This window comes from Vasconcelosia minhoensis LEGE 07310, assembly GCF_015207255.1.
Lineage (GTDB): Bacteria > Cyanobacteriota > Cyanobacteriia > Phormidesmidales > Phormidesmidaceae > Vasconcelosia > Vasconcelosia minhoensis.
Genome location: NZ_JADEXG010000011.1, coordinates 79,246 through 101,812 on the forward strand (window position 1 = coordinate 79,246; position 22,567 = coordinate 101,812).

A 22,567-nucleotide genomic window follows, 5' to 3' on the forward strand; every position below is an offset into this window, starting at 1 on the left:
AACCCATCGAGACGCTGACTATGAACTCGCAACAATCGCCTTCTCTCCCCTGGTATCGCTGGTTAAACAGCAGCGGTGTTATTCGGCTTTTAGAGACTGTTCAAGATCTAATTGTGATTTGCCTATGTGTGGGATTGTTTAGTGTCATGGTTCTCCAACTGCGAGAAATGGTGCTATCGCTACTTCCCCCTATCGATTTCCAGCCAGTGACATCAGACATATTGTTTCTGCTAATTTTAGTGGAATTGTTTCGCCTATTAATTATCTATTTACAAGAGCATCGAGTATCCATTGGGGTTGCGGTCGAAGTATCCATCGTCTCTGTTCTTAGGGAGATGATTTTGCGCGGTGTTTTGGAAACGCCCTGGGTTCAGGTTCTAGCCGCCTGCGTTTTTCTGCTGGTGCTAGGAGGACTGCTCGTGATCCGGGTTTGGATACCGCCCACCTTTGAGGGAATTGATCCAGAACAAGTTGTATCTGAACGTCACCGATCGCGCCTTGGCAGCCAGACAACAAACCAGCGTTCGACGCAGAATTCATCTAGGAATCATCGCGATATGTCCGAGATGAATACTTCGTCAGCCGATTCTGACAGGTCGCCGCTGCCGGTGTCATCCAAGGCATAGCTCCAGCGGTATCGGGCTTCACCGCTCATAGCCTTACCGTCTCAGGAGTCTGAGGCCGTTGAGGGTCACTAGCAGGGTGGAGCCTTCGTGGCCGACAACGCCGGCGGGAAGGTTGATGCCGCCGGCGAAGTTGGCAATCAGCAGCAGGCCGATAACCGTCAGCGCAAAAACGATGTTTTGTTTGACAATGCGCTGGGAGCGGCGACCGATTTGGATAGCGGCTTCTAGCCTATCCAGTCGGTTAGCCATGAGAACGATATCGGCAGTTTCTAGGGCGACGTCGCTGCCGGTACCGCCCATCGCAATGCCGACGGTGGCCTGGGCCAGGGCGGGGGCATCGTTGATGCCATCGCCGACCATCGCGACCTGGTCGTACTGCTGCTGAAGCTGTTTGATCACCTTGACTTTGTCTTCCGGCAGCAGCTGGGCATAGACTCGATCAATGCCGACGGCTTGGGCAACGCTGTCCGCCGTGCGGGGATTGTCGCCCGTGAGCAGGACGGTTTGCTGGATGCCGAGCGATCGCATCCGCTGAACCATCGCCTGAGACTGCGATCGTACTTCGTCAGCCACCGCAATCAGCCCCAGCACCTGCTCCTGCTGCAAGACCCAAACGACCGTTTGCCCCTGACTTTCTAGCTGTTCGCGAGCGGCGTCTAGTTCTGGCCCATAGGAAATGCGATCGCCCTGGGTCAAATCTATCCGTCCGACCCTTGTGGGCAGCCCGGCGACCTGACCGGTTATGCCTCGACCCGCGACTGCCTGAGGATTGTCTACCGGCAGCAGCGCCGAGTCGGCAGCGCCGACAATCGCAGCCCCAATCGGATGCTCTGAGTAGGCTTCGAGGGAGGCGGCGACCTGTAGGACCTGAGCTGCCGTCTGGCCAGGACTGGGAATCACCTGCGAAACCTGGAGCTGACCGGTGGTTAGGGTGCCGGTTTTGTCAAACGCGATCGCCTTGACCTGCCCCAACAGCTCCAGCTGAGCACCGTCCTTAAACAAAATCCCCTGCCGAGCCCCGTTGGCAATCCCTGCCAGCAGCGTCGGCATAATCGCCGCCATCAGCGCACAGGGGGAAGCAACCACTAGAAAAATCAGGGCGCGGTAGATTGTTGTTTCCCAGCTCCAAGCCCAGGCCAGCGGCGGCAGCACCGCCAGCATCAGGCCCACGACGACAATCACCCGAGCATAGCCCCGCTCAAACCGTTCGATAAACTGCTGCGAAGGCGGCGTTTCCTGCTGGGCCTGCTCCACCAGCTGAATGATTCGCTGGATCAGGTTGCTCTCAGGCGGCGTGTGGACTTCTAAGGCGAGTGCGCCGCTGCCGTTGAGCGTCCCCGCGAAGACCTCATCCCCAGTCGCTTTCTCAACCGGTACTGACTCCCCGGTGATTGAGGCTTCGTTCAGGGTGCTGCTGCCCGAGCGAATTAGGCCGTCTAGCGGAACTCGTTCGCCCGGCTTGACTAAGACGCGATCGCCCAGCCTGACCTGCCGAATGGGCCGGGTCTGTTCACCCTGGGCCGTTACTACTCGCGCCGTTTCGGGCGTCAGGCTCATCAAGGCTCGGATGCTGCGCTCGGTTCGGCGCATGGCAATACTTTCGAGCGCGCCGCTGATGGCAAAAATTAAAATCAGAATGCCCCCATCGATTAATAGGTGGTATTCCTGCCGCCACAGGCCCAGCCCGGCTGCGCCCAGTGCCGCCACAATCATCAGCAGATCAACATCTAATTCTCGCTCTCGGAACAGAGTAGTCAGCCCCTCACGAGCGCTGTCGTAGCCGCCAATTGCATAGGCCGCTAGCAGCACCCAGACGCCGATGCCGATCCAGCCCAAATGCAGGCTAAGCCAGCCCAGCAGTAGCAAAATGGCACAGATGACCACTGCCACAGCGTCAGGGAAAGCCTGAGTAAGCCGCTTGAGCGGGTCGGGTAAATTGAGCGCGGTCGTCATAGCGAGCAGAGCCGATAGCAGCCGTCCCACCCTAAACCTTGACATTAATGTTAAGGTCAAGGTATGACTCAAACCTTTACGATCAAGCAGCTTTCGACTGCCGTTGGCAGCGTTACGCCGCGCATGGTGCGGCACTATCATCAGCTTGGCCTGCTGCCGCCGCCGCAGCGATCGCGCAGCAACTATCGCCTCTATACCGACGCGGATATCCAGCGACTAAGGCGGATTGTCAGCCTTAAGCAGCAAGGATTTCAGCTGGCTCACATTAAGCAGGTGCTGGCGACCGAAAGTTCTCCTGAGCCAGACCTGAGCGCACAGCTGCAAAGACAGTATCAGAGTGTTGTACAGCAGCTGGTGCAGCTACGGCAGACGGCGACGGCGCTGGAGGGACTGATTGGCCGCGATCGCGCCTGTCAGTCGGTTCAGGCTGAGGCACTGGCTCAGCTGCGGCGATTAGAAGCAGAATCGCGAGCTGAGCAGGCCATAACAGAATCGCTTTGGCACCGCTTAGATGCGGCAGTGGATAATCATCCCGAGAACTTTCAGGAGGCGCTACAGCAGCTTCTGCCGGATCTGTCGCAGCGGTCAGAAATTGAAGTAGATCTGCTCTCACAGCTGGTGCTGGCCTGCGGAGATGTCAGCCTGGTTTCCTTTGTACGGCTCAGTCATGGAGCGATTAAAGCAGCCCGAGCAGCCCTCGGGGCGGGCTGCGCTGTTGTCGGTGACGTACCGATGGTGACGGCAGCCCTTGATCAAACTCGTCTAGCTCATCTAGGCTGTGAAACTTTGACGCTGTTAGACGATCCTCACATTCACAGCGCTGCTGAAGCGGAAGCCAGCTGCTGGCAGGTCTCTGACTGGCAGCAGCGGCTGTCTCAGCTGCCCCGAGGCTGCATTTTAATCGTGGGCTATGCGCCCTCTTTGCTGGTCAGGATTTGCGATGCAATCGCCTACGGCATGTCTAACTCCTCTGGAGACGCTGCGCGAACACTTGCCGCGCAGCTCCAACCGGCTTTAGTGATTGGTATGCCCATCGGTTTTAGTCACGCCCCTGCGGCCAAGCGGCGGCTGATGCAGCTATCGGTTCCATCGATTACGATTGAGGGAACTGCTGGGGGCGGTCTGCTTGGCGCAGTCGGGCTGAATGCGTTAGCGGCTTCCTTGATCGAGAAACCCGACTGTCACTGCTACTTAAAGGAAAGAACTCATTGACCGCAAGAAAAGAGATCGGTCTATTGGAGGATTCTTTTTATTGGGTTATCGCCTAAGCCTAAACTAGTTGTAAAAAAAGGATTTTTTTTATGGAAAGTAAGTCAACTGTTATCTGGCAGGGCAGTATTAAGGAAGGCGAAGGTAAAATTACCACCGAAAGCGGTACCCTCAATAACTCAAAACTCTCCTACGGGACGCGCTTTGAGCATACGCCGGGGACTAATCCAGAGGAGCTGATCGCGGCAGCCCATGCGGGTTGTTTCTCCATGGCATTGACCGATCAGCTCAGCGAAGCCGGTCTCACCCCCGAGACGATTGAAACGACTGCTAGCCTGACGCTCAACACCGAGAGCAACGAGTTTGAGATTACCAAGGCGCACCTGAACGTCACCGCTAAGATCCCCGGGGCCAGTCTACAGGCGTTTGAAAAAGCGGCGAATACCGCGAAAGAGAACTGTCCGGTCTCCAAAGTGCTGAATGCCGACATCACCATGGATGCGCGGTTAGAAAGCTAGCCTTTCTCCTCCCCGCTCCGCAGCTGTCGTCTAGAGGAATCCAATGAAAACCCTGCTCCTGCCGTCTGGAAATGCCATTCCTGTCCTGGGACAGGGCACTTGGAAAATGGGAGAGCGGCCCTCAGAGCGGGCGGCTGAAGTTGAGGCGCTGCAGCTGGGGATAGAGCTGGGGATGACGCTGATTGACACGGCTGAAATGTATGGCGAAGGCGGGGCTGAGGAAGTGATTGCGGACGCGATCGCAGGCCAGCGCTCAGAGGTTTTCCTAGTCAGCAAGGTCTACCCTTACAATGCGTCGCGGCAGGGGGCAGTGGCGGCCTGCGATCGCTCCCTACGGCGCTTGCAGACTGACTATCTCGATCTCTACCTGCTTCATTGGCCCGGCTCAGTGCCGCTAGCGGAAACCTTAGAAGCCTTTCAGTCGCTGCAAGCGGCGGGCAAAATTCGCGACTACGGCGTCAGCAATTTTGACCAGGACGGCATGGCAAAGGCGATTCGCAGGCCGGGGGGCGAAAACATCGCCACCAATCAGGTGATGTACAACCTGATGCATCGCGGCATCGAATGGGATCTGCTGCCCTGGTGCAGGCAGCAACAGATGCCGGTCATGGCCTATTCTCCCATTGGCCAGTCGGCCAGCGAGCAGCAAAGGCTGTTTGGTCAGCCCCAGCTGCAAGCCGTGGCCACCCGGCACGAGGTTACCCCAGCTCAGGTGGCCCTGGCCTGGCTGCTCCAGCAGGGCATCGTCGTCATTCCTAAAGCAACCCAGCCCGAGCACGTGCGCGAGAACCGGGCCGCCCTCGACCTGACCCTAACCGCCCAAGACCTAGCCGAGCTAGAGCGGGCTTTTCCACCGCCGCGCCGGAAGACGGCCTTGGAGATTCGATAGTCGAGGGATCAAATTGTCCAGCAGGCAGTTTAGCGCTTTTCTACCGTTCGACCAAAGAAAAAATGGCGCTAACTCAGTAGGCTATTAATTATTAAAGGAGTCCGACAGCAGCCTTTATGCAAGTTCAAACCCCAGACTGGGTCAAACATGCGGTTTTCTACCAAATTTTCCCTGATCGCTTTGCGCGCTCGACTCGGCCAGACCTGCCGCCTGAGATGCAGGTGCCGCTAGAGCCCTGGAATAGCCCACCGACGCTGCAAGGCTATAAGGGCGGCGACCTCTGGGGCGTAATCGACCAGCTCGACTATCTGCAAGACCTGGGCGTCACCGCGATTTACTTTACGCCAATTTTTCGCTCGGCCAGCAACCACCGCTACCATACCCACGACTACTACCAGGTCGATCCGCTGCTGGGGGGTAACGAGGCATTTCTCGATCTGCTCCAGGCCGCCCACGCCCGAGACATGAAGGTGGTGCTCGACGGCGTTTTCAACCATTCCAGCCGCGGCTTTTTCTACTTCAACGATGTGTTAGAAAATGGCCCCCATTCGCCCTGGCTCGACTGGTTTGACATCCACGACTGGCCGCTGTCGGCCTACGATGGGGAAAAGCTGGCTAACTATCGCGGCTGGGTGGATAATCGCGCCCTGCCCACCTTCAACCACGACAATCCGCAGGTGCAGGAATACCTTATGCGGATTGCCGAATATTGGATTCGCCAGGGCATCGACGGCTGGCGGCTGGATGTGCCCTTTGAGGTGAAGACACCGGGCTTTTGGAAAGTGTTTCGCGATCGCGTCAAGGCCCTCAACCCCGAAGCTTACATCGTCGGCGAAGTCTGGACGGACGCCCGCCAGTGGCTCGATGGCACCCAGTTCGACGGCGTGATGAACTACTTGTTTACGGGACCGACGCTGGCCTTTGCGGGGCGCGATCGCGTCGTTAAGCCGCTGGTTGAGCTGCCCGACTACCTGCCCTACCCGCCGCTGGACGCCCAGGGCTATGCGGAAAAAATCCAAACTCTGCTCGATCTTTACGACTGGGAAATTCAGCTGACCCAGCTCAACCTGCTCTCCAGCCACGATATCGCCCGTGCCCTCAGCGTTGTCGATGAAGACCTGGCCAGCTTTGAACTGGCAGTGCTGCTACTCATGACCTTCCCCGGTGCGCCGAGCATTTACTACGGCGACGAGGTTGGTCTACCGGGACGACTCGATCCCGACTGCCGCCGGGTATTTCCCCAACAGCCCGACTGGAACCAGCCGCTCCTCCAGCTGCATAAAGATCTGATTGCCCTGCGCCACGCCTATCCGGCCCTGCGTATCGGTCAATATCGGACGCTGGCTGCCGAGGGTCTATGCTATTGCTTTACCCGCCTTCTAGATGATGAGATGCTGGTTGTCGCAGTTAATACTGGAGAGACCGCCGCAACACTTAAGATTTCTCTAGACCGGCCTTTGCCCCAAAAAATTCTCTATGGCCAGGGGGAAGTGACCCCACGAGGGCAGCAAAACCTGATATTAGAATTGCCCGCTCGTAAAGGGCTAATTGCCGTATAGCCCGGGCAGCGGCCTACTTTCTTGAGCGCGGTGTATCATATTTGTTGAATCAGCGTTGAGAGCAGGAAAGCAGTTTGGATCAGAAGCGCTTGCAGTCAGGCATTGCGGGATTAGATACGGTGCTTGACGGCGGCTACCTTGCCAATCGGGCCTATCTGGTGCGGGGCCAGCCCGGGACAGGCAAGACCACCATTGGCCTGCACTTTTTGGCGGCGGCAGCCGATAATGGTGAAACGAGCCTGTTCATCACCCTGGAGGAACCGGTAGAGCAGCTTAAGAATACGGCTCAGGGGCTAGGCTTAAACCTGTGGTCTACGACATTTCTCGACCTCAGCCCGACAACGGATTTTTTTGCTCAGGTTCAGACCTATGACATCTTTTCTCCCGCAGAGGTCGAGCGAGAACCGATGACCCGGGAAATTGTCGAGCAGATCGAATCGCTCAAACCCCAGCGTATTTTTATTGACTCGATTACGCAGTTTCGCTATTTTGCCGCCGATGCATTTCAGTTTCGCAAGCAGGTGCTGTCGTTTCTACGATTTTTGAGAGAGCGCGGAGCCACCGTCCTATTTACGTCAGAGGATAGTGAAGCCGCGCCAGACGACGACCTACAGTTCATGAGCGACGGTGTGATTAGCCTCAAACTGGAGCAGCATGAACGCTCCTTGCAGGTCTCAAAGTTCCGAGGTAGCGATTTTCGTAGCGGGCAGCATTCAATCCAGCTCACTTCAACTGGGATGGTACTTTTTCCCAGGCTGATCCCCGATATTTATGGGCACTCGCTTGAGATGGAAACAATCTCCTCTGGCATTCCTGAGATCGATGAGCTATTGGACGGTGGCATCGAGCGTAGCAGCATCACGGTAATCACCGGTCCGAGTGGGGTAGGCAAGAGTACTCTCGGGTCTCAATTTATGAAAGAAGCCGCTGGACGGGGTGAACGATCGGTAATTTATTCTTTTGAAGAAAGCCGAGAGACGCTGCTGCGCCGTTCTAGAGGCATCAATATCGCCGTAGATGCAATGCTAGAGCAGGGAACGCTTTCAGTCGTTCAAATTGAGCCATTGCGGTATTCGCCAGACGAATTTGCCGATCTGGTGATCAAAGAAGTAGAGCAGCAGAACGTGCAGATTGTGATGATTGACAGTCTCTCGGGGTACCGCCTCTCGGTCCGGGGTAATGATTTGGTCAGTCACATTCACGCATTATGCAAGTATTTACAGAATGTAGGCGTTGCCGTACTTCTGGTCAATGAAACAGAGAATATCACCGGCGATTTTCGAGCTACAGAAATTGGGGTTAGCTACCTAGCCGACAACATTATTTTTCTACGATATCTAGAATTTAAGGGTGGGCTGCGCCGCGCAATCGGGGTTCTGAAAAAGCGCATGAGCAATTTTGAGAAAACCCTGCGTGAGTTTGAGATTAGCCGGTACGGCATGAAAGTGGGACAGCCGCTGAACCAGCTGCACGGCATTCTAAGCGGCTTTCCAATATCCACCAAGGAAATAGTTGAGTAAGATGGTCTTACGCAGCAGGATAGCTCAGGTAAGCCGATGGCACAGATCTTAATCCTTGTAGAACAGTCTGAAAATCGCCGTCTGCTAGCGGAATACCTGAAACAGTATTACGAGGTCACCGTTGAAAACACGGTAGCGCAAACAAAGCCGGTTTCTTTCACAGATGACCCCTTCGATCTATGCATTTTAGACGGTAGAGCGCTAACTCATCTGTGGGAAGAGATTCAGAGCCGAAAACAGCAAGAACAGCCGGTTTTTCTACCCGTTTTGCTGATCACCTCCCGCCCTGATGTAAAGCTCATGACGCGCAATCTGTGGGAGAGCATCGACGAGCTGATAGCTAGGCCGATTGAAAAGGCAGAGCTGCGGGTGCGGGTGGAAATGCTGCTGCGATCGCGCCGCTTTTCTCTTCAGCTGAGCGAGTCACTCGCCCGCGAACGGGAGCAAAACGAGCTCAAGTCGCGCTTCATCTCGGTTGCCTCCCATGAGTTCCGCAGCCCCCTGAATATGATTTCGGGCCTGACGCAGCTGCTGGAAACAAAGCAAGATGCCGTTTCCGAGAAGAAAGCTGACTTTTTGCAGCGGATTCAGAAGGCCGTCAAACGGATGACGACGCTGCTGGATGACGTTTTGGTGATGATTAAGACCGAGGTGAATGGTTTGGACCTGGCCCCGGTCGCCATTACGCTTGAACCGTTCTGCCGCAAGCTGATTGAAGAAGTTAAGCTCAGCAGCAGCTATGCTCGCACAGTCCATGTTACCTATGAAGGGGAACACGATCCGGCTTATTGCGACGAGGTTTTACTCCGACAGATTCTGACCAATTTGCTATCCAATGCGCTTAAGTATTCTTCATCAGATAGCGTTGTTCAACTCCAGATACAGCGCCGTTCGGCAGATGTTGTCTTTCAGATCCAAGACCAGGGCATTGGAATTTCTCCTGAAGATCAGAAAAGTCTCTTTGATGCCTTTTACCGAGCCGCTAATGTGGGCGAGGTTTCAGGGACCGGGCTGGGATTGGCAATTGTAAAACAGGCCGTTGACCTGCATGGAGGAACGATTTCGTTCAGCAGCGAGGTCAATGCTGGAACAACATTTGTCGTCACTTTACCGGATTTAGCCCATCGAGAGGTGAACTCTGCCAACGTATAGCCTTAAGGCAGGTGACACCTGAGCGATTGGCCGATTCGCTCAGTCAAATGACTTCATCCGACTTAAGGTACGTTTTTGGAAAGCTAATATTTTGGGAGGCCAATATGCTGGAGCACCTCTATACGATTTCAAGAAAAGCATTCAAACATTCGAGGCTGGGCGCACTGGTCGGGGCCAGCGCTTTGCTTTCAGTCGGCGCTGCTGCTGCCGGAACCACCCCGGCTGATAGTGGACCCCCAAGCCAGTCAGTAGGCCAGACAGTCACAGCCCAAAACAGCGCCGCGCCGCTCGTGGCCCAGGTTGACAACCATCTCATTCTAGTTCGAGCTAAGAACGAAGCCCGGCAGGCGGCAGAACGGCTCAACGGCGGACTGAACGAATATCGAGCTGAGTCAGCCATGCACGGGTCTATCCTCCAGGTCCCCTACGTAGACAATAACGATGGCACGGTTACCTTTACCTTTCGCGGGGGCAATCCTGCCGACGTCGCCGCAGGCATCTACAGCGTTGAAAGCATCATTACCGTCGATGTCACCAGCTGGGAAACCGTCATCGACTACAATGGCGACCTCAGAACAGACATTGCGGCAGACACGCCCCCTAGCACCATTCAGCCCGACTTCGTCTCGCGAGCAAACGACCACTTTGTGCTAGTCCGGGCCAAAAACGAAGCCCGACAGGCGGCAGAGCGGCTTAACGGCGGTCTGGGGTCCTACCGGGCCGAGCCCGCCATGCACGGTGACGTAAACCAAGCGCCCTACGTCATCAATCAGGACGGCAGCATCACCTTTACCTTCCAGGGCGGCAGCCCCAGCCAAGCTGCCAATGGCAACTATCCGATCGAAAGCGTAGTCACCGTCGATAATCGCGATCGCAGCGTCGTAGTTGACTACAACGGTCCTATCAGGGAATCGGCAAGTTAAAAAAAGCAGATCAGTTTTGAGCTTCGAAGGGGTTAGTCAGATTTAAATCTTCAACCTTGGCAAAGTCAACTTCGTTTCGAGTAATCAGTCGAAGCGAATACTCTAGTGCCGTAGCAGCAATGATGGCATCAGGAATTTTAATCTTAAAGCGCTTACGCAGCATAATTGTGCGTTCAGCAACTTCAGATGTCAATGGCAATTCAATCAGTCCAGATAGAACTCGTCTAGCTTGAACGTCGGCAGTATCAGGCTGGTTAAAGCCAAGTAGCTCAATTTTCGAAATAATTGAGTAAGCACTCTGCCCAGAAAGACCTTGCCTTAAGAGATTTTCGCCATACTCATTCAGCTGATTGTTCAAGTGATAAATTATAATATTAGTATCGAAAAGCAGCTCCACAGGCTCAAATTCTACTCTCCCCAATCAATCTGCCGTAGCCGAGCGAGCTCAGCATCTATTGCTTCAGGACTTCGATCTCCCCAGCTACCGCGAGTTTCCTCCAGCAATTCGTCAATACTCATTGCTCCAGTCGATGATTCAACCTCTGGCTGTAGCGCTTCAGCTATCTGTACCTTGGACTGAAGCTGGTTCATTAAGTAACCCACCAGCTTCCACTGCTCGTTCAAGGTGAGCTGTTTCAAATCACTCATCACGCGCTGTAAAGTTGGGCTCATAAGCCACGATTCGCCTCTAGCGCTAACTATCTCTAGATTTTAGCCCGATTAGTAAAAAGTATTGAGCAGTAGGATAGTTTTTGATATAACCGTTTAACCTAAACGTCACTGCTCCCCGGAGCTGGCCCAGTCTTTGGCCCAGCTCAGCGTTTCCTGAACCTGGTCCAGCGTGGCAGCCTCGCAGTACAGCCTGAGGACGGGCTCGGTGCCGCTGAAGCGAATCAGCAGCCAGCTGCCGTCTTCCAGGCTGAATTTGTAACCATCAATGGTGAGACAGTTGACCACCTGACGTCCGGCAACGGTCTGAGGCGTTTGGTTCTGGAGCCGGGTCAGGAGCTGATTGCGTACCTGCATGTTGGCCAGGGGCAGATCGATCCGATCGTAGGCAGCGGTGAAGTCGGTTTTTTCCCGCAGGGCCTGGTCGAGTTCGCCGAAGCCCTGGCCACTCTGGACGACAGCTTCTAGCAAATACAGCGCCGATAGCAGGGCATCGCGCTCAGGGATATGATGGCCATAGCCAATGCCGCCAGACTCTTCACCGCCAATTAGCACCTCGGCGGCCAGCATACGGTCGGCAATGTACTTATAGCCAATCGGCGTTTCATGAACGGGGAGCCCATACAGTTCGGCGACGGCGGGCATCAGCCTGGAGCCGCTGATGGTTTTAACGACTTCGCCTCTAAACCCGCGGCGGGCGGTCAGGTGCTCGATCAGGATAGGAATTAGCACCTGTGAGCTGAGGAAGGTGCCCTGGCCATCCATCCCGGCAACGCGATCGCTATCCCCGTCAAAAATCAGACCTGCCGCCAGCCCGGTCGCCCCGGACTGGTGCCGCGCCTGCATTGCCGCCGTCAAAGCAGGAATATATTTCGGCAGCGGCTCCGGCGCACCGCCGCCAAATAGGGGGTCGGCCTCGCCGTTGAGCTCATTGATTTCCGTCTCTAGTAGCCGCTTTAGGCCGGTAGCAGCAGCGCCGTGCATGACGTCGGCAAAGACCGTCAGCTTGCCGATGCTGACCGCCTGCCGAATTGCCGCGATATCGACCTTGGACTGGAGGGCATGGCAGTAGCTGGGCCAGGGGTCAAAGCGGTGGATCCCTCCGGGCGTGCTAGCCACAGGCAGATCCTGTCCGAGTTTGGCTTCGATCTGCTGGGTCACCTCGGGCGGCACCGAACCCCCAAACGCGCCTTTTACCTTCAGCCCAGAATAGGCTGCCGGGTTGTGGCTGGCTGTAATCACGATTGCGCCTAGGGCGCTCTGGTCGTGGGCAGCCCAGCTAAAGGCTGGCGTAGGCGCAAAGGTCTCCGACAGCAGCACCGTAAAGCCCACCGCCGCAATCGACTCCGCCGCAATCTGGGCGAACTCGGGCGATAGAAAACGGCGGTCAAAGCCGACGATCACCGTACTGCTGCCGCTGCTCTGACCGTAGCAGTCCTGAAGCACCTGGGCCGCGATCGCGGCCACCTGAGCCACGCGCGCAAAGGTAAAGTCGGCGGCGATCATCCCTCGCCAGCCGTCGGTACCAAATTTAATCGGCTTATCGATAAAGGCAGTCGGAGATAGAGCTATAGCCATTACAGGGGTCGCTTAGACGCTACGCTAGATGAAAACTTGAGATGGATACTTTTCCGCATGTGCAAGAAGAGCCCAGCGCTAGCCGTTCGGCCAGCCAGCCTAGATTTTATCCCAGTCCTGGCGAAAAGAGTGTATTAGAAGGCAAGCCGTGTTTAAACTGAGTTTTGTGGCGCGATCGCGCTACGCACCACCAGCGTCCTATGATAGGCTAGGTGAGCGCTGATGCTTGTAGGGTCGGCGTAAGCCATGAAACGGGATGTGGCGCAGCTTGGTAGCGCACTTCGTTCGGGACGAAGGGGCCGTGGGTTCGAATCCCGCCATCCCGATTTTTTGTATTTACAGCGCCAGCCATGGTTAACTTCCCCTCCCAGCGACAGCTGCTACCGCCGTTGGAAAATGGCGATCGCTTAAATCGTGACGAATTTGAGCGTCGCTACGGGGCCATGCTCAACGTCAAAAAAGCCGAGCTGATTGAAGGAGTCGTTTACATGGCAGCGGCCCTGCGCTTTAGAAGTCATGGTCAACCCCATGGTCACTTAATCACTTGGCTAGGGGTTTATGAAAGTATGACTACCGGTGTAGCATTAGGCGATAATCCGACAGTCCGCCTTGACTTGGAGAACGAACCCCAACCGGATGCCGTGCTGCTGATTGAAGAACAGTCTGGAGGCCGGGTTCGGCTTAGCGAAGACGATTACATTGAAGGAGCACCAGAACTGGTCGCAGAGATTGCAGCAAGCAGTGCGGCCATTGACCTCAGAGATAAAAAGCGGGCGTACCGGCGTAACGGCGCTCAGGAGTATATCGTTTGGCAGGTATTTGAGCAGAAGCTAGATTGGTTTTATCTGGAAGCGGGAGGCTATCGGCCCCTCCCCGTCGATGCGGATGGATTCATCCGCAGCCGGGTGTTTCCAGGATTATGGCTAGCAGTAGCAGACTTGCTAGCCGGAAATATGGTGAAGGTGCTGTCAGGACTACAATCCGGACTGGCAACGCCGGAACATGCGCTGTTTGTTCAGCAGCTATCGAGACAGCGACTATAGGGGATATTTATAGGATGTTCCACAGATTGAGCCGCGATCGCGCTCCAGTATTGAACTAGCTCAAGTAGCCACGAGCGATCAGCCCAATATCGATCAGCTGTTGAGGAAAGGCTCTCGTATAGATACGCTTTTGCAGCAGATAGAGAATGCCATCATCAGAAGCGCATAGTGCGGCTACCATAGCTGAATCCATGATTTTATCATCTAGGCTAGCGCTGCCGTCAGCCGCTTTACGCTGACCTTAGTATCTTGCCACCCGACCGGCTAAACCGCCGTAGCCAAAACAGTTCCCGTCCGGCAGGCACCGTTTAGGTCGGCACCGTTTAGGTCGGCACCGTTTAGGTCGGCACAGAGTAAATTAGCTCCGGTCAGCCTAGCTCCAGCTAGATTAGCGGCTTGCAGGTTAGCCTCTTCCAAATTAGCCTCAGTTAAAACAGCCCCCTGCAGGTCGGCCTGGGACAGATCGGCCCCATGCAGGCTGCTATTGCTAAAGTTAGCGCCACGCAGGTCGGTATTGCGCAGATCGGCGGTTTGGAGGTTGGCTCCCGTCAGGTTAGCGCCACTGAGGAAGGCCCCAGCTAGGCTGGCCCCGACCAGTTTGGCGCCCATCAGATTGGCGCCGCGCAGATTGGCCCCGCGCAGGTCGGCCCCGGTCAGGTCGCACTGCATCAGGTTGGCTCCCCACAGATTGGCCCGCAGGTCAGCGCCGACCAGTCGCGCTCCGCCTAAATGACTCCCCTCCAGGCGGGCCTGAGCCAGCTTCGCTCGGGTCAGATCGGCCCCGACCAGGTTGGCTCCGGCGAGATGAGCGTCCCGGAGATCGGCCTCGGCCAGCTCGGCCTCATTCAATTGGGCACCAGAGAGATGCTTGAGTTCACCCTTGCGGATTGCGTTGATGTCCATACTTGTTGACGGTCAGGTGAAAGTGTAATGTCAAAAACTATTTGGCCGAAACCTTAGCTTCAGCTTCGGTCGGTTCGGGCCAGGCGTCTTCCATGTCGGGATTGAGCAGCCCAGAACCCAGCGACACCTTCATCGGAATTGTGGGCAGGCTGAGTCCCTGCTGCAGGCCCTTAACTAAGAAGCCCAGAACCTCGACTAGTTTAGGATCCCAGCGTTCGCCCTGCTCAGCTTGACAGGCGGTCAGGGCATTAGTGATGTGCTGCCAGTTAGCTTTGGCAGCGTCCTCTACAGAAGCATCTTGCCGGTGCTGATCGGTAACCTCAGCCTGGAAAGCAGCGACCAGTGCCAAAATCCGAGATTCAACCGGAATCTGATCGCCTGCTAAGCCGCCGGGCTGACCGGTACCGTTCCACCATTCGCCCTGGTGAGCTAAAATCCTGGCGACTGCCCGCATTCGAGGCATTATCCGCAGCGCCTGGGTGCGCTGATTCAGCGGACAGCTCGGGCCAACCCCAGTTTCGTCATCAACCGCTGGCTGGAGGGGGGCAATTCGGTGCAGCAAACTAGCCAACCGCAGCCGCTGGAGCTGCCAGACGGGCAGCTCCAGCAGCTGGGCCATCATCTCTGCTAGGGAGGCTACTTCTGAGGCCGCTAGAGGATTAGTCGGGTCGGCAATGTCAGCCAGCTGGGCCATCCGTAAAAAGGCCTGAAGCTCGCTAGAGGCTAAGTTTTGCCGCAGGGCGTTGGCGAATTGCAAGGTTTCAGACCGGGTCGAGAGGGAGTTACCCTCCTGTAGGTAGTCCACCACGCGGACGACCACCTCGCTGATGCCGTCGGTCTTGGCGGCGGGCTGAACCTGAATCTGGTCGAGCCGCTGCTGCAGGGTCGCCTGTAGCTCAGGATCGTACTGCCCCAAATGCGCTAAAGAAATGTCGATTGTTTCCCGCACCAGCTCTGGGTCGAAGGTCCAGAAGCCGTAAAACTTCCGCTCCAGGTCGTTTTCAGGCCGACCATTGGGGCCATAGTCGGCATCGGAGAGCTCCTGACAGAGCACCATAGCGCTGTAGGACGGGTCTAGGATCATCAGGTGCCATTCCTGAGCAACCGGATCGTCTTTCGCCAGATCGACTAAGAAGACATTGGGTAGCTGACTCGTAGGATGGTCGTGAAACCCAGCTCCTGGAGCAGCCATGATCGCAATGTGGCTAGCCCGTTTGGCAATGTCGCCATAGCGATCGGCCTCTTGCAAATACCATTTTCCCTGCTGGAAGGCCGTCACCATCAGCGGCGAACAGTCCGTCGCAATCACCGCATCCTCCAGCGCATGACAGAGCGCCACCAGCGTATTTTTGTAATACACCCCAAAGTTCAAAGGGGTCCGACCCGATTGCTCAGAGTCCTCTGAGTCTCGGCGATCGACTAGCTGCTGAAGAATGGAACCGGGCAACATGGGTTTGAGGTATGGGTTAACGGTTTAAAGGACAGTGGAAATGAATATCTAGATATTATTCACCCACTTTAAGATGATATCTCAGCCAAGGCCCGGGGCTGATCCCCGATAGGTGCGGTCAGTGCTTCTTCGAGCGAAGAGCGGCCCAATTTGGCTTCTAACAGGTCCATCACCGTGCGGCCAAAGTCGTTGGGATTTTGCTGCCAGGCTTCTAGACAGATTTCGCCGAAGAACGAGCCCAGCGGTTCAGGATTCCACAGCAGCTTATTAGCCACCCAGGGCAGATGAATATTGAGCGGATTATAGTCTGGCTTGAGGATATCGTGCTCGAAGGCGTATTCTTCCAGATGGGTATGGGGCTGTAAGCCAATAAAGAAGATTGCCGGTTCGACCTTATCTCGACCAAAGATGGCTTCCAGCGCCCGGTGGTAGGCAATCGTCTGACGGATCGTTTCGGGCCGCTCATCAATCACGTTAAAGGAATAGTTGACCGAGACCAGATCCTGAAAGCCCGCCGATTTCAGGTCACGGCAGTTTTCCAGCACCGTCCGCAGGTTATAGCCCATCCGCATTTTTCGCACCAGCTCCTGGGAACCGCTGGTGATGCCGATTTCGAAATAGTTCATGCCGGTGGCGACCATTAGCTCGCAGAGCTCTGGCGTCAGGTTGTCGGCGCGGATGTAGGCGGCCCAGTGAATGTCATCCATGCCTGCCGCTAGGATTTTTTGCAGCAGCTCAACTGCATCGTCGATAAACTTGCGGGCGGGGATAAACTGGGCATCGGTGAACCAGAAGTTGCGAATACCTCGGCCGTAGAGCTGCTGCATCTCCTTGACGACTTCATCCGCCGGATTAATGCGCACCTGCTTGCCTTCGACCACGGTATAGATGCAGTAGCAGCAGTTGTGGGGACAGCCTCGCTTGGTTTGAACGCCGATATAGAAGTCCTGCTCTTGCAGGTAATATTCAAACTCGGGCCAGATTTGCTCGATATAGTCGTAGTGGCAGGCGGTTTTCTCAATTGGCGTCGGCCATTCGTGGATCAGGCGATCTCGCGGCTGACGCTGCCCCACCACGTAGCAGCGCTCGTCGTCGATGGGCTGGCCGCGCAGCAGTTTTTCTAACAGCGTCTCGCCTTCGCCCACAGAGATGATGGTTCCTTCCGGCATCATCTGGCTCATCTGCTCGTAAAACACACTGACCGCGCCGCCGCCCACCACCATCTGCACGTCGGGAAAATGCTTTCGCGCCCGCTTCAGACCGCGCTTGATTAGCCGGGAGTTGCGCCACAGCTCGGATAGGTAGGTGGTCACCATCCGCAGGCCGCCCATCGCCCCGCGCAGCTTCACCAGCGGATTGGCACCATAGTTAAATTCAAAGGCGTTTTGCAGAGGGTTCCCGCCGCGACCGCCAACCGGCGCGTAGATTTGAATATCGCGCCAGGAAAAGACCATCAGCGTTGGTCGAAAGCTATCGATGTAGCGGTCTAGGGCCGAGCCAAAGTCGAGCGGCGGCACCGTGCCCAGGTCAAAAATGCGCTGCTCGGCTTGGGGAAATAGCTTGTGGAGATGATCCGCCAGATACACGACCCCAATCGGAAAGATAGGATTACAGGGGAGGCGGACATAGAGGACGCGATCGCGCATAGCCTAAAGGAGTTGCTGCTGAGTAATACTGAGTGAACCCTGACGAATCTATACCTTAGCTGAGGGCACTCAGTTTTTTCATATATCTTTACGATAGCACTGCTAACTCGCTCCTGGGTCTCATTCCGGTAGTAGACAGACTTAAAGCATCATCTCAGGAATTCTGCATGGCGAATCAACCCAGTCCACCGGCAAATCCACCGGCAAATCCACTGACAAGTCTACACAACACGAACTGGGTTGCGCCATTCCTGCGACTGTCGATCGCGAATACCATCTCCAATTTAATGGTGCCGCTGGCTGGGCTAATTGATACCGCCTTTCTGGGGCACCTGGACGAAATCTATTATTTCGCTGGGGTGGCGCTGGCGACGATTATCTTCAACGTGATCTACTGGAGCTTCGGCTTTTTACGCATGGGAACGACCGGGCTGGTTGCTCAGGCAGTGGGTCGGGCTGAGTCTGACTCACTCTGGCTGGTTGGCATGCGCAATCTACTGCTGGCCCTGGGGCTGGGACTGCTAATTTTTCTACTCCAGTTGCCGATCCGCCGGTTGGGCTTTTCGCTGCTCCAGGCCGACGCCGACGTGCTGACGGCGGGGCAGGCGTTCTATCGGGCCTGCATTTGGGGAGCGCCGGCGGTGCTGATGAACTATGTGCTGCTGGGCTGGTTTCTAGGTCGGGGCCAGGGGCGGATTGTGATTTTGCTGTCTCTCGTGAGTAACGGGGCGAATGTGGCACTGGACTACGGGTTCATCTATCGGCTGGGCTGGGCCAGCTACGGCGCGGGTTTAGCCACCGCCATGAGCCAGTATCTGATGCTGCTGGTGGGGCTAGCGATGATCTTACCGACGATCCCCTGGCCGACGATTCGGCAGCTGCGCGGTCAGCTCTGGGAAACCAAGGCGATCCGAGCCCTGTTTCAGCTCAATCGGGATATCCTGATTCGCACCTTTGCCCTGGTGATGTGCTTTTCCCTCTTTACCAACTTCAGCTCGGGAATGGGGGCGCAGACCCTGGCGGTGAATACGCTGCTGCTCCAGGTGGTGACCCTGGCCGCCTATTTGCTGGATGGGATTGCCTTTGCCACTGAAACCTACGCCGGGCAATTCTACGGTCAGGCCGCCTACGCTCAGCTGCGGCGGCTAGTGCTATGGGGCAGCGCCGTGAGCGTAATTTTAGGCGTGGGGTTTGCGATCGCGTTTGCCCGCTACCCCGCTTCCCTCTTTGGCCTGCTGACAAACCACGCCGACCTGGTCGCCGGGGTGAAAGCCTATGTCATTTGGCTGCTGCCGGTACTGGGGTTCGGCGCGATCGCGTTTATGCTAGACGGCTATTTCCTGGGACTGACCGCCGGTCGAGCCCTGCGCAACTCCACCCTGATTGCTTCCTTAATTTGCTTTTTGCCCATCGCCCTAATCGCCCAGCAGCTCCGCAGTCCCAACCTGCTCTGGCTAGCCATGACCTGCTTTATGGCGGGCCGAGCCCTGACGCTGGCCTGGATGACACCTAAAACTTTAGGCCCGCAGCCGGAGCCACGAGCCTAAAGTCAGGCAGCTCTGAAGGTCACTTTCAACTATTTCCGCATCTCGCGAGCCATGTTGCGGAAGGTATCCATGCTGCTGTCAGGCTTGCGACGCTTAGACTGGCTATTTGCCACGTTGTTGTTCTGAGTCGAGATGCCGCTGCTGCTGGTGCTACCGGTGCTGCCAGTGCTGCTGCCGGTACTAGTCCCCACAGACGGGAAAGTCCCACTATTGTTATAGGGGGTGCTGCCGAGCGCAGAAACTTGCTTAATGCTCTCGACCTCCTTCGTTTGACCCTTCTTCCGAGCAAAGGTGCGCTTGACGGTCTTACTGGTGCGCATATAGTCAATATCGCCATAGCTCTTGGCATCGTCGGCGTCCAGGTAGAAAGCTCCCTTAGCCTGAGTCGGCCCGTTGGGCCGATCGGCTTTTTTGCCGCCAAATAGTCCTCTGATAAATCCAGTCATGGGTTTTGCGAGTCGGTGTTAAGTATAAACTTCCCTTATATGTTAACTTTTATTAGCCTTTTTCAGCAAATAAATCAGGCTATTTTTTGGAATTTGGGCTGAATTTACCGGCTCAAAGGCGTTTCCCGCTCAGGAGACGCTAAGGGCGAGTACTGGAATCTGAGATTTCTGATTGATTTCTTTGTAGTCTGGCTTCACGGTATACCTGCATTGACTTCTGGTTATACTCAAGGCTAAGGGGTTAAAAGGCTGCCTCGCCCCTTCAGTCCTACTTTTGTGCAACCCGCGATCTTGACATCCACAAGCAGGCTCAATGCTATGGTTCAAAAAGTTGCCTTATTTAATCACAAGGGCGGAGTCAGTAAGACTACAACCGCATTTAACTTGGGCTGGATGCTCGCCTCAAAAGGGAAAAGAGTAATTCTCGTAGATAGCGATCCGCAGTGCAATCTCACAGGCATAGCTTTGGGCGAGGAGACCGAGGATGATGAAGCGAGAATTCAAGAGATTTACAATACAACTTCAAATATAAAGTCGGGGTTGGCCCCGGCGTTTGAGTCACAACCCAAAGCGATTGAGGCTGTCGATTGTATTCCAATACAGGGCCGCGATGATTTGTTTCTTTTGCCAGGACACGTTGGTTTTGCTGAGTATGAGGTAACTCTAGGTATTGCGCAAGAGCTTAGCGGTTCGATTCAAGCTCTTAAAAACTTACCCGGTGCTATCAATGACTTGCTTGAGAAAACAGCTGCCAAGTTCAATGCAGACTATGTGTTGATTGATATGAGCCCCAGCCTAGGCTCTATTAACCAGAATTTGCTGATGATCAGCGACTTCTTTTTGGTGCCTACCACTGCTGACTTTTTCTCTGTAATGGCAATTGATTCTTTGGCAAAGGTTCTGCCAAGATGGTATGCCTGGGGCAAATCAGCAAGCTCACTGCAAGTTTTGAAAGAGGCTAATTATCCTTTCCCTGATGTCAATCTGCGTTTTCTAGGAACGATCGTCCAAAATTATCGAATTATCCGGGGTAAAGAGACTGCTGCATTTCAAATTTGGATTGAGAAAATTGAAAAGGCCGTCTCTGAAAAGCTGATTCCGACCCTAAGACAAAGCAATATGATGCTGCCAGATCAGAGCTATAGAGATCAGGGAATTGAAGGCAATCTCTCTCTCGCAAAGATTGCAAACTTCAACAGCTTGATTGCGCTATCTCAAAAATACCGTACTCCAGTCTACGCTTTAACTTCCGAACAACTGCATCAGAAAGGAATAGTAAAGACTAGCAACCAAAAGAAACAGCAAGAGTTCAAGCAAACTTTTTCAGATTTGACCGATAAAATCATTGCGCTAAGCTCTGAAAGCTCCGCCTATGCAGTCAGCGCTTGACCAGTTTCGCGTCAGCATAAGTCGCGTTCGAGACCTGATTGCACTGCACAATTCCGTTAAAGCTCAAGCTACAGGCGCACTTGATATATCAGATATGTTACGCGCAGCGCTAGTTCTTGCTGTGAGCGCACTGGATTATTATGTGCATGAAGTTGTGACATTGGGAATGTTGGAAATCCATCGAGGAAACCGGGCCGAACCAAAGGCTTCAGCAAACGCGACTCAATCGGCGTTCTCACGCTTTGAGGTTTCACTAGGTGGCGCACGCCAAGACCGACTAACAGCGATCGATATTGCCGCCTGGCTTGAAACTGAAATTCAACAAGCACAAGGTTATGCATTTCTCCAGCAAACCCATTCAGTTTCAGCCTTGATCCCCATAATATCAAGTAGCATCCAAAGCCGGTTGAACAATACTTCCTGGCTAGAGAGCGAAATTAGGAAGCGCTTAGGGTATCAGAGTTTTCAGCAAGCAGGCAAGATCGCCGATGCGATTAGATACATCTCAGATAAGAAGCTGTGGGATGAAGTGGCTACTCAGATGAGTAGATCCGCGAAAGACATTAAGCAGCAGCTGAATTCAATTGTTGATCGAAGAAATAAGATTGCTCATGAAGCCGACATAGATCCGACGTTTAATATTGGCAGCCGATGGAATATCGATGAGTTGCTTGTAGGCGATGCAGTTGACTTTCTTGAGATGCTCGTCGAAAGCATCCATCAAGTGCTGTAAAGATAATGCGCAATAGATTCAGTGAGGTTAGACGCCAAGCAGTTATAGCTTGCGCTGATATTCCTCTAGCAAATCCATCAGGTTGACCTGGCACTGCATGGGCAGCATTTCTGCCAGGGAAACCGTCTGCCGTCCGCCGCCGAGCTTGATGGGAATGTCCTGAAGCACCTTGAGCACGTCATCTTCGCTGGGGGTGCCGTTGCCTAGCATGGGATAGAACCGATCGGCCAGGACGGTATGCAGCTTGGCATCGCCCAGATACAGATGCCATTTGGCAATATCCATGTAAATATTCTCGCCAATTTCTGCGGCGAGCGCTTCGACGGCTTCGGCTGAATCTGCGAATGCCATGGGTCTTACCTCCGGTCTACGTGAATAGAATAGTCGGAAAAGCGCTGAAGCGATGCCTACCCTCAGCCAGAATCTTGAGTTTTTTGGGGAACTGAGGCGGGGGAATAGTCTGCGATCGCGAAAATATAAATCCCATGCAGCACCAAAATCCCAATCCAGACCAGCGTAAACGTCTTGAGCCAGGGCAGCACGTCGGGTTTAAGATTGCGATAAAACCAGAGCCCGGAATTAACCGCAGATAGCAGGCCAACATGGATGGCAAAATTCATCCGGTCATCCAGGCGGCGATAGTCGGGATCATTGACGCGGTCAGGTTTACGAGGCCAGCGAGGAGGCATAGTGAATTTGAAAAAAGGTGAGTATTTAAGCTAATTGTAACCTTTGTCCCCCCATCACCCCTAACGCCTAAGGCGACGCTCCACGAACACCCCTACCCTACGGGAAGCCGCTATCGCGTCTACAC

At 54.8% G+C, this 22,567-nt stretch carries 23 protein-coding genes and 1 tRNA gene; 13 read left to right on the forward strand and 11 right to left on the reverse strand.

What is annotated here, in order from left to right:
- Window positions 1–20 precede the first annotated feature (20 nt).
- Complete coding sequence (locus tag IQ241_RS06825) at window positions 21–626, forward strand: phosphate-starvation-inducible PsiE family protein (RefSeq protein WP_193905669.1); 606 nt, start codon at window positions 21–23, stop codon at window positions 624–626.
- Window positions 627–659: 33 nt separating this feature from the next.
- On the opposite strand, the gene IQ241_RS06830 is transcribed toward IQ241_RS06825, so the two are convergent.
- Window positions 660–2,579 carry a heavy metal translocating P-type ATPase gene (locus tag IQ241_RS06830; RefSeq protein WP_228021451.1) on the reverse strand — a complete coding sequence of 640 codons (1,920 nt, stop codon included), beginning with the start codon at window positions 2,577–2,579 and terminating at the stop codon, window positions 660–662.
- 63 nt (window positions 2,580–2,642) lie between these two features.
- Here IQ241_RS06830 and IQ241_RS06835 point away from each other — a divergent pair, with 63 nt between their 5' ends.
- The 7 genes from IQ241_RS06835 (at window position 2,643) to IQ241_RS06865 (ending at window position 10,349) form a co-directional block, all read left to right on the forward strand.
- Window positions 2,643–3,791: a precorrin-8X methylmutase gene (locus IQ241_RS06835; protein WP_193905671.1), complete on the forward strand. Its 1,149-nt coding sequence runs from the start codon at window positions 2,643–2,645 to the stop codon at window positions 3,789–3,791.
- An 89-nt stretch (window positions 3,792–3,880) separates the two neighbouring features.
- The gene (locus tag IQ241_RS06840; RefSeq protein WP_193905672.1) at window positions 3,881–4,306 is read left to right on the forward strand and encodes an OsmC family protein; all 426 of its coding nucleotides are present in this window, start codon (window positions 3,881–3,883) and stop codon (window positions 4,304–4,306) included.
- A gap of 43 nt (window positions 4,307–4,349) precedes the next feature.
- Entirely contained in the window at window positions 4,350–5,195 is an 846-nt protein-coding gene (locus IQ241_RS06845) for an aldo/keto reductase (protein WP_193905673.1), read from the forward strand.
- Between the two features lie 116 nt (window positions 5,196–5,311).
- Complete coding sequence (locus tag IQ241_RS06850) at window positions 5,312–6,754, forward strand: glycoside hydrolase family 13 protein (RefSeq protein ID WP_193905674.1); 1,443 nt, start codon at window positions 5,312–5,314, stop codon at window positions 6,752–6,754.
- Between the two features lie 74 nt (window positions 6,755–6,828).
- Window positions 6,829–8,274, forward strand: a complete 1,446-nt coding sequence (locus IQ241_RS06855; RefSeq protein ID WP_193905675.1) for an ATPase domain-containing protein — start codon at window positions 6,829–6,831, stop codon at window positions 8,272–8,274.
- Between the two features lie 36 nt (window positions 8,275–8,310).
- The gene (locus tag IQ241_RS06860; protein WP_193905676.1) at window positions 8,311–9,426 is read left to right on the forward strand and encodes an ATP-binding response regulator; all 1,116 of its coding nucleotides are present in this window, start codon (window positions 8,311–8,313) and stop codon (window positions 9,424–9,426) included.
- Window positions 9,427–9,530: 104 nt separating this feature from the next.
- On the forward strand, window positions 9,531–10,349 hold the full coding sequence (locus IQ241_RS06865; protein WP_193905677.1) for a hypothetical protein: 819 nt from the start codon (window positions 9,531–9,533) through the stop codon (window positions 10,347–10,349).
- A gap of 10 nt (window positions 10,350–10,359) precedes the next feature.
- Here IQ241_RS06865 and IQ241_RS06870 read toward each other — a convergent pair whose 3' ends face one another.
- From IQ241_RS06870 to IQ241_RS06880, 3 genes are all read right to left on the reverse strand, one after another.
- Window positions 10,360–10,746: a type II toxin-antitoxin system VapC family toxin gene (locus IQ241_RS06870; protein ID WP_193905678.1), complete on the reverse strand. Its 387-nt coding sequence runs from the start codon at window positions 10,744–10,746 to the stop codon at window positions 10,360–10,362.
- 11 nt (window positions 10,747–10,757) lie between these two features.
- Entirely contained in the window at window positions 10,758–11,021 is a 264-nt protein-coding gene (locus tag IQ241_RS06875) for a hypothetical protein (protein WP_193905679.1), read from the reverse strand.
- A gap of 105 nt (window positions 11,022–11,126) precedes the next feature.
- Window positions 11,127–12,596, reverse strand: coding sequence for a phosphohexomutase domain-containing protein (locus tag IQ241_RS06880; RefSeq protein ID WP_193905680.1), 1,470 nt, complete (start codon window positions 12,594–12,596; stop codon window positions 11,127–11,129).
- Window positions 12,597–12,848: 252 nt separating this feature from the next.
- Here IQ241_RS06880 and IQ241_RS06885 point away from each other — a divergent pair.
- Window positions 12,849–12,922, forward strand: a tRNA-Pro gene (locus tag IQ241_RS06885).
- Between the two features lie 24 nt (window positions 12,923–12,946).
- Complete coding sequence (locus IQ241_RS06890) at window positions 12,947–13,639, forward strand: Uma2 family endonuclease (RefSeq protein WP_193905681.1); 693 nt, start codon at window positions 12,947–12,949, stop codon at window positions 13,637–13,639.
- A 55-nt stretch (window positions 13,640–13,694) separates the two neighbouring features.
- On the opposite strand, the gene IQ241_RS06895 is transcribed toward IQ241_RS06890, so the two are convergent.
- The 4 genes from IQ241_RS06895 to IQ241_RS06910 all read right to left on the reverse strand — a co-directional run bounded on the left by IQ241_RS06895 (window position 13,695) and on the right by IQ241_RS06910 (window position 17,638).
- A complete protein-coding gene (locus IQ241_RS06895) occupies window positions 13,695–13,832 on the reverse strand; it encodes a hypothetical protein (RefSeq protein WP_193905682.1) in 138 nt (45 codons plus the stop codon).
- Window positions 13,833–13,903: 71 nt separating this feature from the next.
- Window positions 13,904–14,542, reverse strand: a complete 639-nt coding sequence (locus IQ241_RS06900) for a pentapeptide repeat-containing protein (RefSeq protein ID WP_193905683.1) — start codon at window positions 14,540–14,542, stop codon at window positions 13,904–13,906.
- A gap of 37 nt (window positions 14,543–14,579) precedes the next feature.
- The gene (locus IQ241_RS06905; protein ID WP_193905684.1) at window positions 14,580–15,992 is read right to left on the reverse strand and encodes a DICT sensory domain-containing protein; all 1,413 of its coding nucleotides are present in this window, start codon (window positions 15,990–15,992) and stop codon (window positions 14,580–14,582) included.
- 68 nt (window positions 15,993–16,060) lie between these two features.
- Complete coding sequence (locus IQ241_RS06910; RefSeq protein WP_193905685.1) at window positions 16,061–17,638, reverse strand: photosystem II high light acclimation radical SAM protein; 1,578 nt, start codon at window positions 17,636–17,638, stop codon at window positions 16,061–16,063.
- A 167-nt stretch (window positions 17,639–17,805) separates the two neighbouring features.
- Here IQ241_RS06910 and IQ241_RS06915 point away from each other — a divergent pair, with 167 nt between their 5' ends.
- Window positions 17,806–19,185 carry an MATE family efflux transporter gene (locus IQ241_RS06915; RefSeq protein WP_193905686.1) on the forward strand — a complete coding sequence of 460 codons (1,380 nt, stop codon included), beginning with the start codon at window positions 17,806–17,808 and terminating at the stop codon, window positions 19,183–19,185.
- 29 nt (window positions 19,186–19,214) lie between these two features.
- Here IQ241_RS06915 and IQ241_RS06920 read toward each other — a convergent pair whose 3' ends face one another.
- Window positions 19,215–19,631, reverse strand: a complete 417-nt coding sequence (locus tag IQ241_RS06920) for a hypothetical protein (protein ID WP_193905687.1) — start codon at window positions 19,629–19,631, stop codon at window positions 19,215–19,217.
- A gap of 318 nt (window positions 19,632–19,949) precedes the next feature.
- Between IQ241_RS06920 and IQ241_RS06925 the strand changes: the two genes are divergently transcribed.
- Both IQ241_RS06925 and IQ241_RS06930 read left to right on the forward strand, forming a co-directional pair.
- Window positions 19,950–21,020: a ParA family protein gene (locus IQ241_RS06925; RefSeq protein ID WP_193905688.1), complete on the forward strand. Its 1,071-nt coding sequence runs from the start codon at window positions 19,950–19,952 to the stop codon at window positions 21,018–21,020.
- Entirely contained in the window at window positions 21,004–21,753 is a 750-nt protein-coding gene (locus IQ241_RS06930; protein WP_193905689.1) for a HEPN domain-containing protein, read from the forward strand. The genes IQ241_RS06925 and IQ241_RS06930 overlap by 17 nt, the downstream gene beginning before the upstream one ends.
- A 42-nt stretch (window positions 21,754–21,795) precedes the next feature.
- Here IQ241_RS06930 and IQ241_RS06935 read toward each other — a convergent pair whose 3' ends face one another.
- Together IQ241_RS06935 and IQ241_RS06940 are read right to left on the reverse strand one after the other, a co-directional pair.
- The gene (locus tag IQ241_RS06935; RefSeq protein ID WP_193905690.1) at window positions 21,796–22,104 is read right to left on the reverse strand and encodes a DUF3181 family protein; all 309 of its coding nucleotides are present in this window, start codon (window positions 22,102–22,104) and stop codon (window positions 21,796–21,798) included.
- A 62-nt stretch (window positions 22,105–22,166) separates the two neighbouring features.
- Complete coding sequence (locus IQ241_RS06940) at window positions 22,167–22,442, reverse strand: 2TM domain-containing protein (RefSeq protein ID WP_193905691.1); 276 nt, start codon at window positions 22,440–22,442, stop codon at window positions 22,167–22,169.
- Window positions 22,443–22,567 lie beyond the last annotated feature (125 nt).

Coding starts and splice junctions, on each gene's coding strand:
- IQ241_RS06875 (WP_193905679.1), bottom strand. CDS start 11,021: ATGAGCCCAACTTTACAGCGCGTGATGAGTGATTTGAAACAGCTCACC.
- IQ241_RS06835 (WP_193905671.1), top strand. CDS start 2,643: ATGACTCAAACCTTTACGATCAAGCAGCTTTCGACTGCCGTTGGCAGC.
- IQ241_RS06905 (WP_193905684.1), bottom strand. CDS start 15,992: ATGTTGCCCGGTTCCATTCTTCAGCAGCTAGTCGATCGCCGAGACTCA.
- IQ241_RS06890 (WP_193905681.1), top strand. CDS start 12,947: ATGGTTAACTTCCCCTCCCAGCGACAGCTGCTACCGCCGTTGGAAAAT.
- IQ241_RS06845 (WP_193905673.1), top strand. CDS start 4,350: ATGAAAACCCTGCTCCTGCCGTCTGGAAATGCCATTCCTGTCCTGGGA.
- IQ241_RS06895 (WP_193905682.1), bottom strand. CDS start 13,832: ATGGATTCAGCTATGGTAGCCGCACTATGCGCTTCTGATGATGGCATT.
- IQ241_RS06930 (WP_193905689.1), top strand. CDS start 21,004: ATGCAGTCAGCGCTTGACCAGTTTCGCGTCAGCATAAGTCGCGTTCGA.
- IQ241_RS06830 (WP_228021451.1), bottom strand. CDS start 2,579: ATGACGACCGCGCTCAATTTACCCGACCCGCTCAAGCGGCTTACTCAG.
- IQ241_RS06850 (WP_193905674.1), top strand. CDS start 5,312: ATGCAAGTTCAAACCCCAGACTGGGTCAAACATGCGGTTTTCTACCAA.
- IQ241_RS06915 (WP_193905686.1), top strand. CDS start 17,806: ATGGCGAATCAACCCAGTCCACCGGCAAATCCACCGGCAAATCCACTG.
- IQ241_RS06880 (WP_193905680.1), bottom strand. CDS start 12,596: ATGGCTATAGCTCTATCTCCGACTGCCTTTATCGATAAGCCGATTAAA.
- IQ241_RS06925 (WP_193905688.1), top strand. CDS start 19,950: ATGGTTCAAAAAGTTGCCTTATTTAATCACAAGGGCGGAGTCAGTAAG.
- IQ241_RS06865 (WP_193905677.1), top strand. CDS start 9,531: ATGCTGGAGCACCTCTATACGATTTCAAGAAAAGCATTCAAACATTCG.
- IQ241_RS06900 (WP_193905683.1), bottom strand. CDS start 14,542: ATGGACATCAACGCAATCCGCAAGGGTGAACTCAAGCATCTCTCTGGT.
- IQ241_RS06910 (WP_193905685.1), bottom strand. CDS start 17,638: ATGCGCGATCGCGTCCTCTATGTCCGCCTCCCCTGTAATCCTATCTTT.
- IQ241_RS06840 (WP_193905672.1), top strand. CDS start 3,881: ATGGAAAGTAAGTCAACTGTTATCTGGCAGGGCAGTATTAAGGAAGGC.
- IQ241_RS06940 (WP_193905691.1), bottom strand. CDS start 22,442: ATGCCTCCTCGCTGGCCTCGTAAACCTGACCGCGTCAATGATCCCGAC.
- IQ241_RS06860 (WP_193905676.1), top strand. CDS start 8,311: ATGGCACAGATCTTAATCCTTGTAGAACAGTCTGAAAATCGCCGTCTG.
- IQ241_RS06920 (WP_193905687.1), bottom strand. CDS start 19,631: ATGACTGGATTTATCAGAGGACTATTTGGCGGCAAAAAAGCCGATCGG.
- IQ241_RS06825 (WP_193905669.1), top strand. CDS start 21: ATGAACTCGCAACAATCGCCTTCTCTCCCCTGGTATCGCTGGTTAAAC.
- IQ241_RS06935 (WP_193905690.1), bottom strand. CDS start 22,104: ATGGCATTCGCAGATTCAGCCGAAGCCGTCGAAGCGCTCGCCGCAGAA.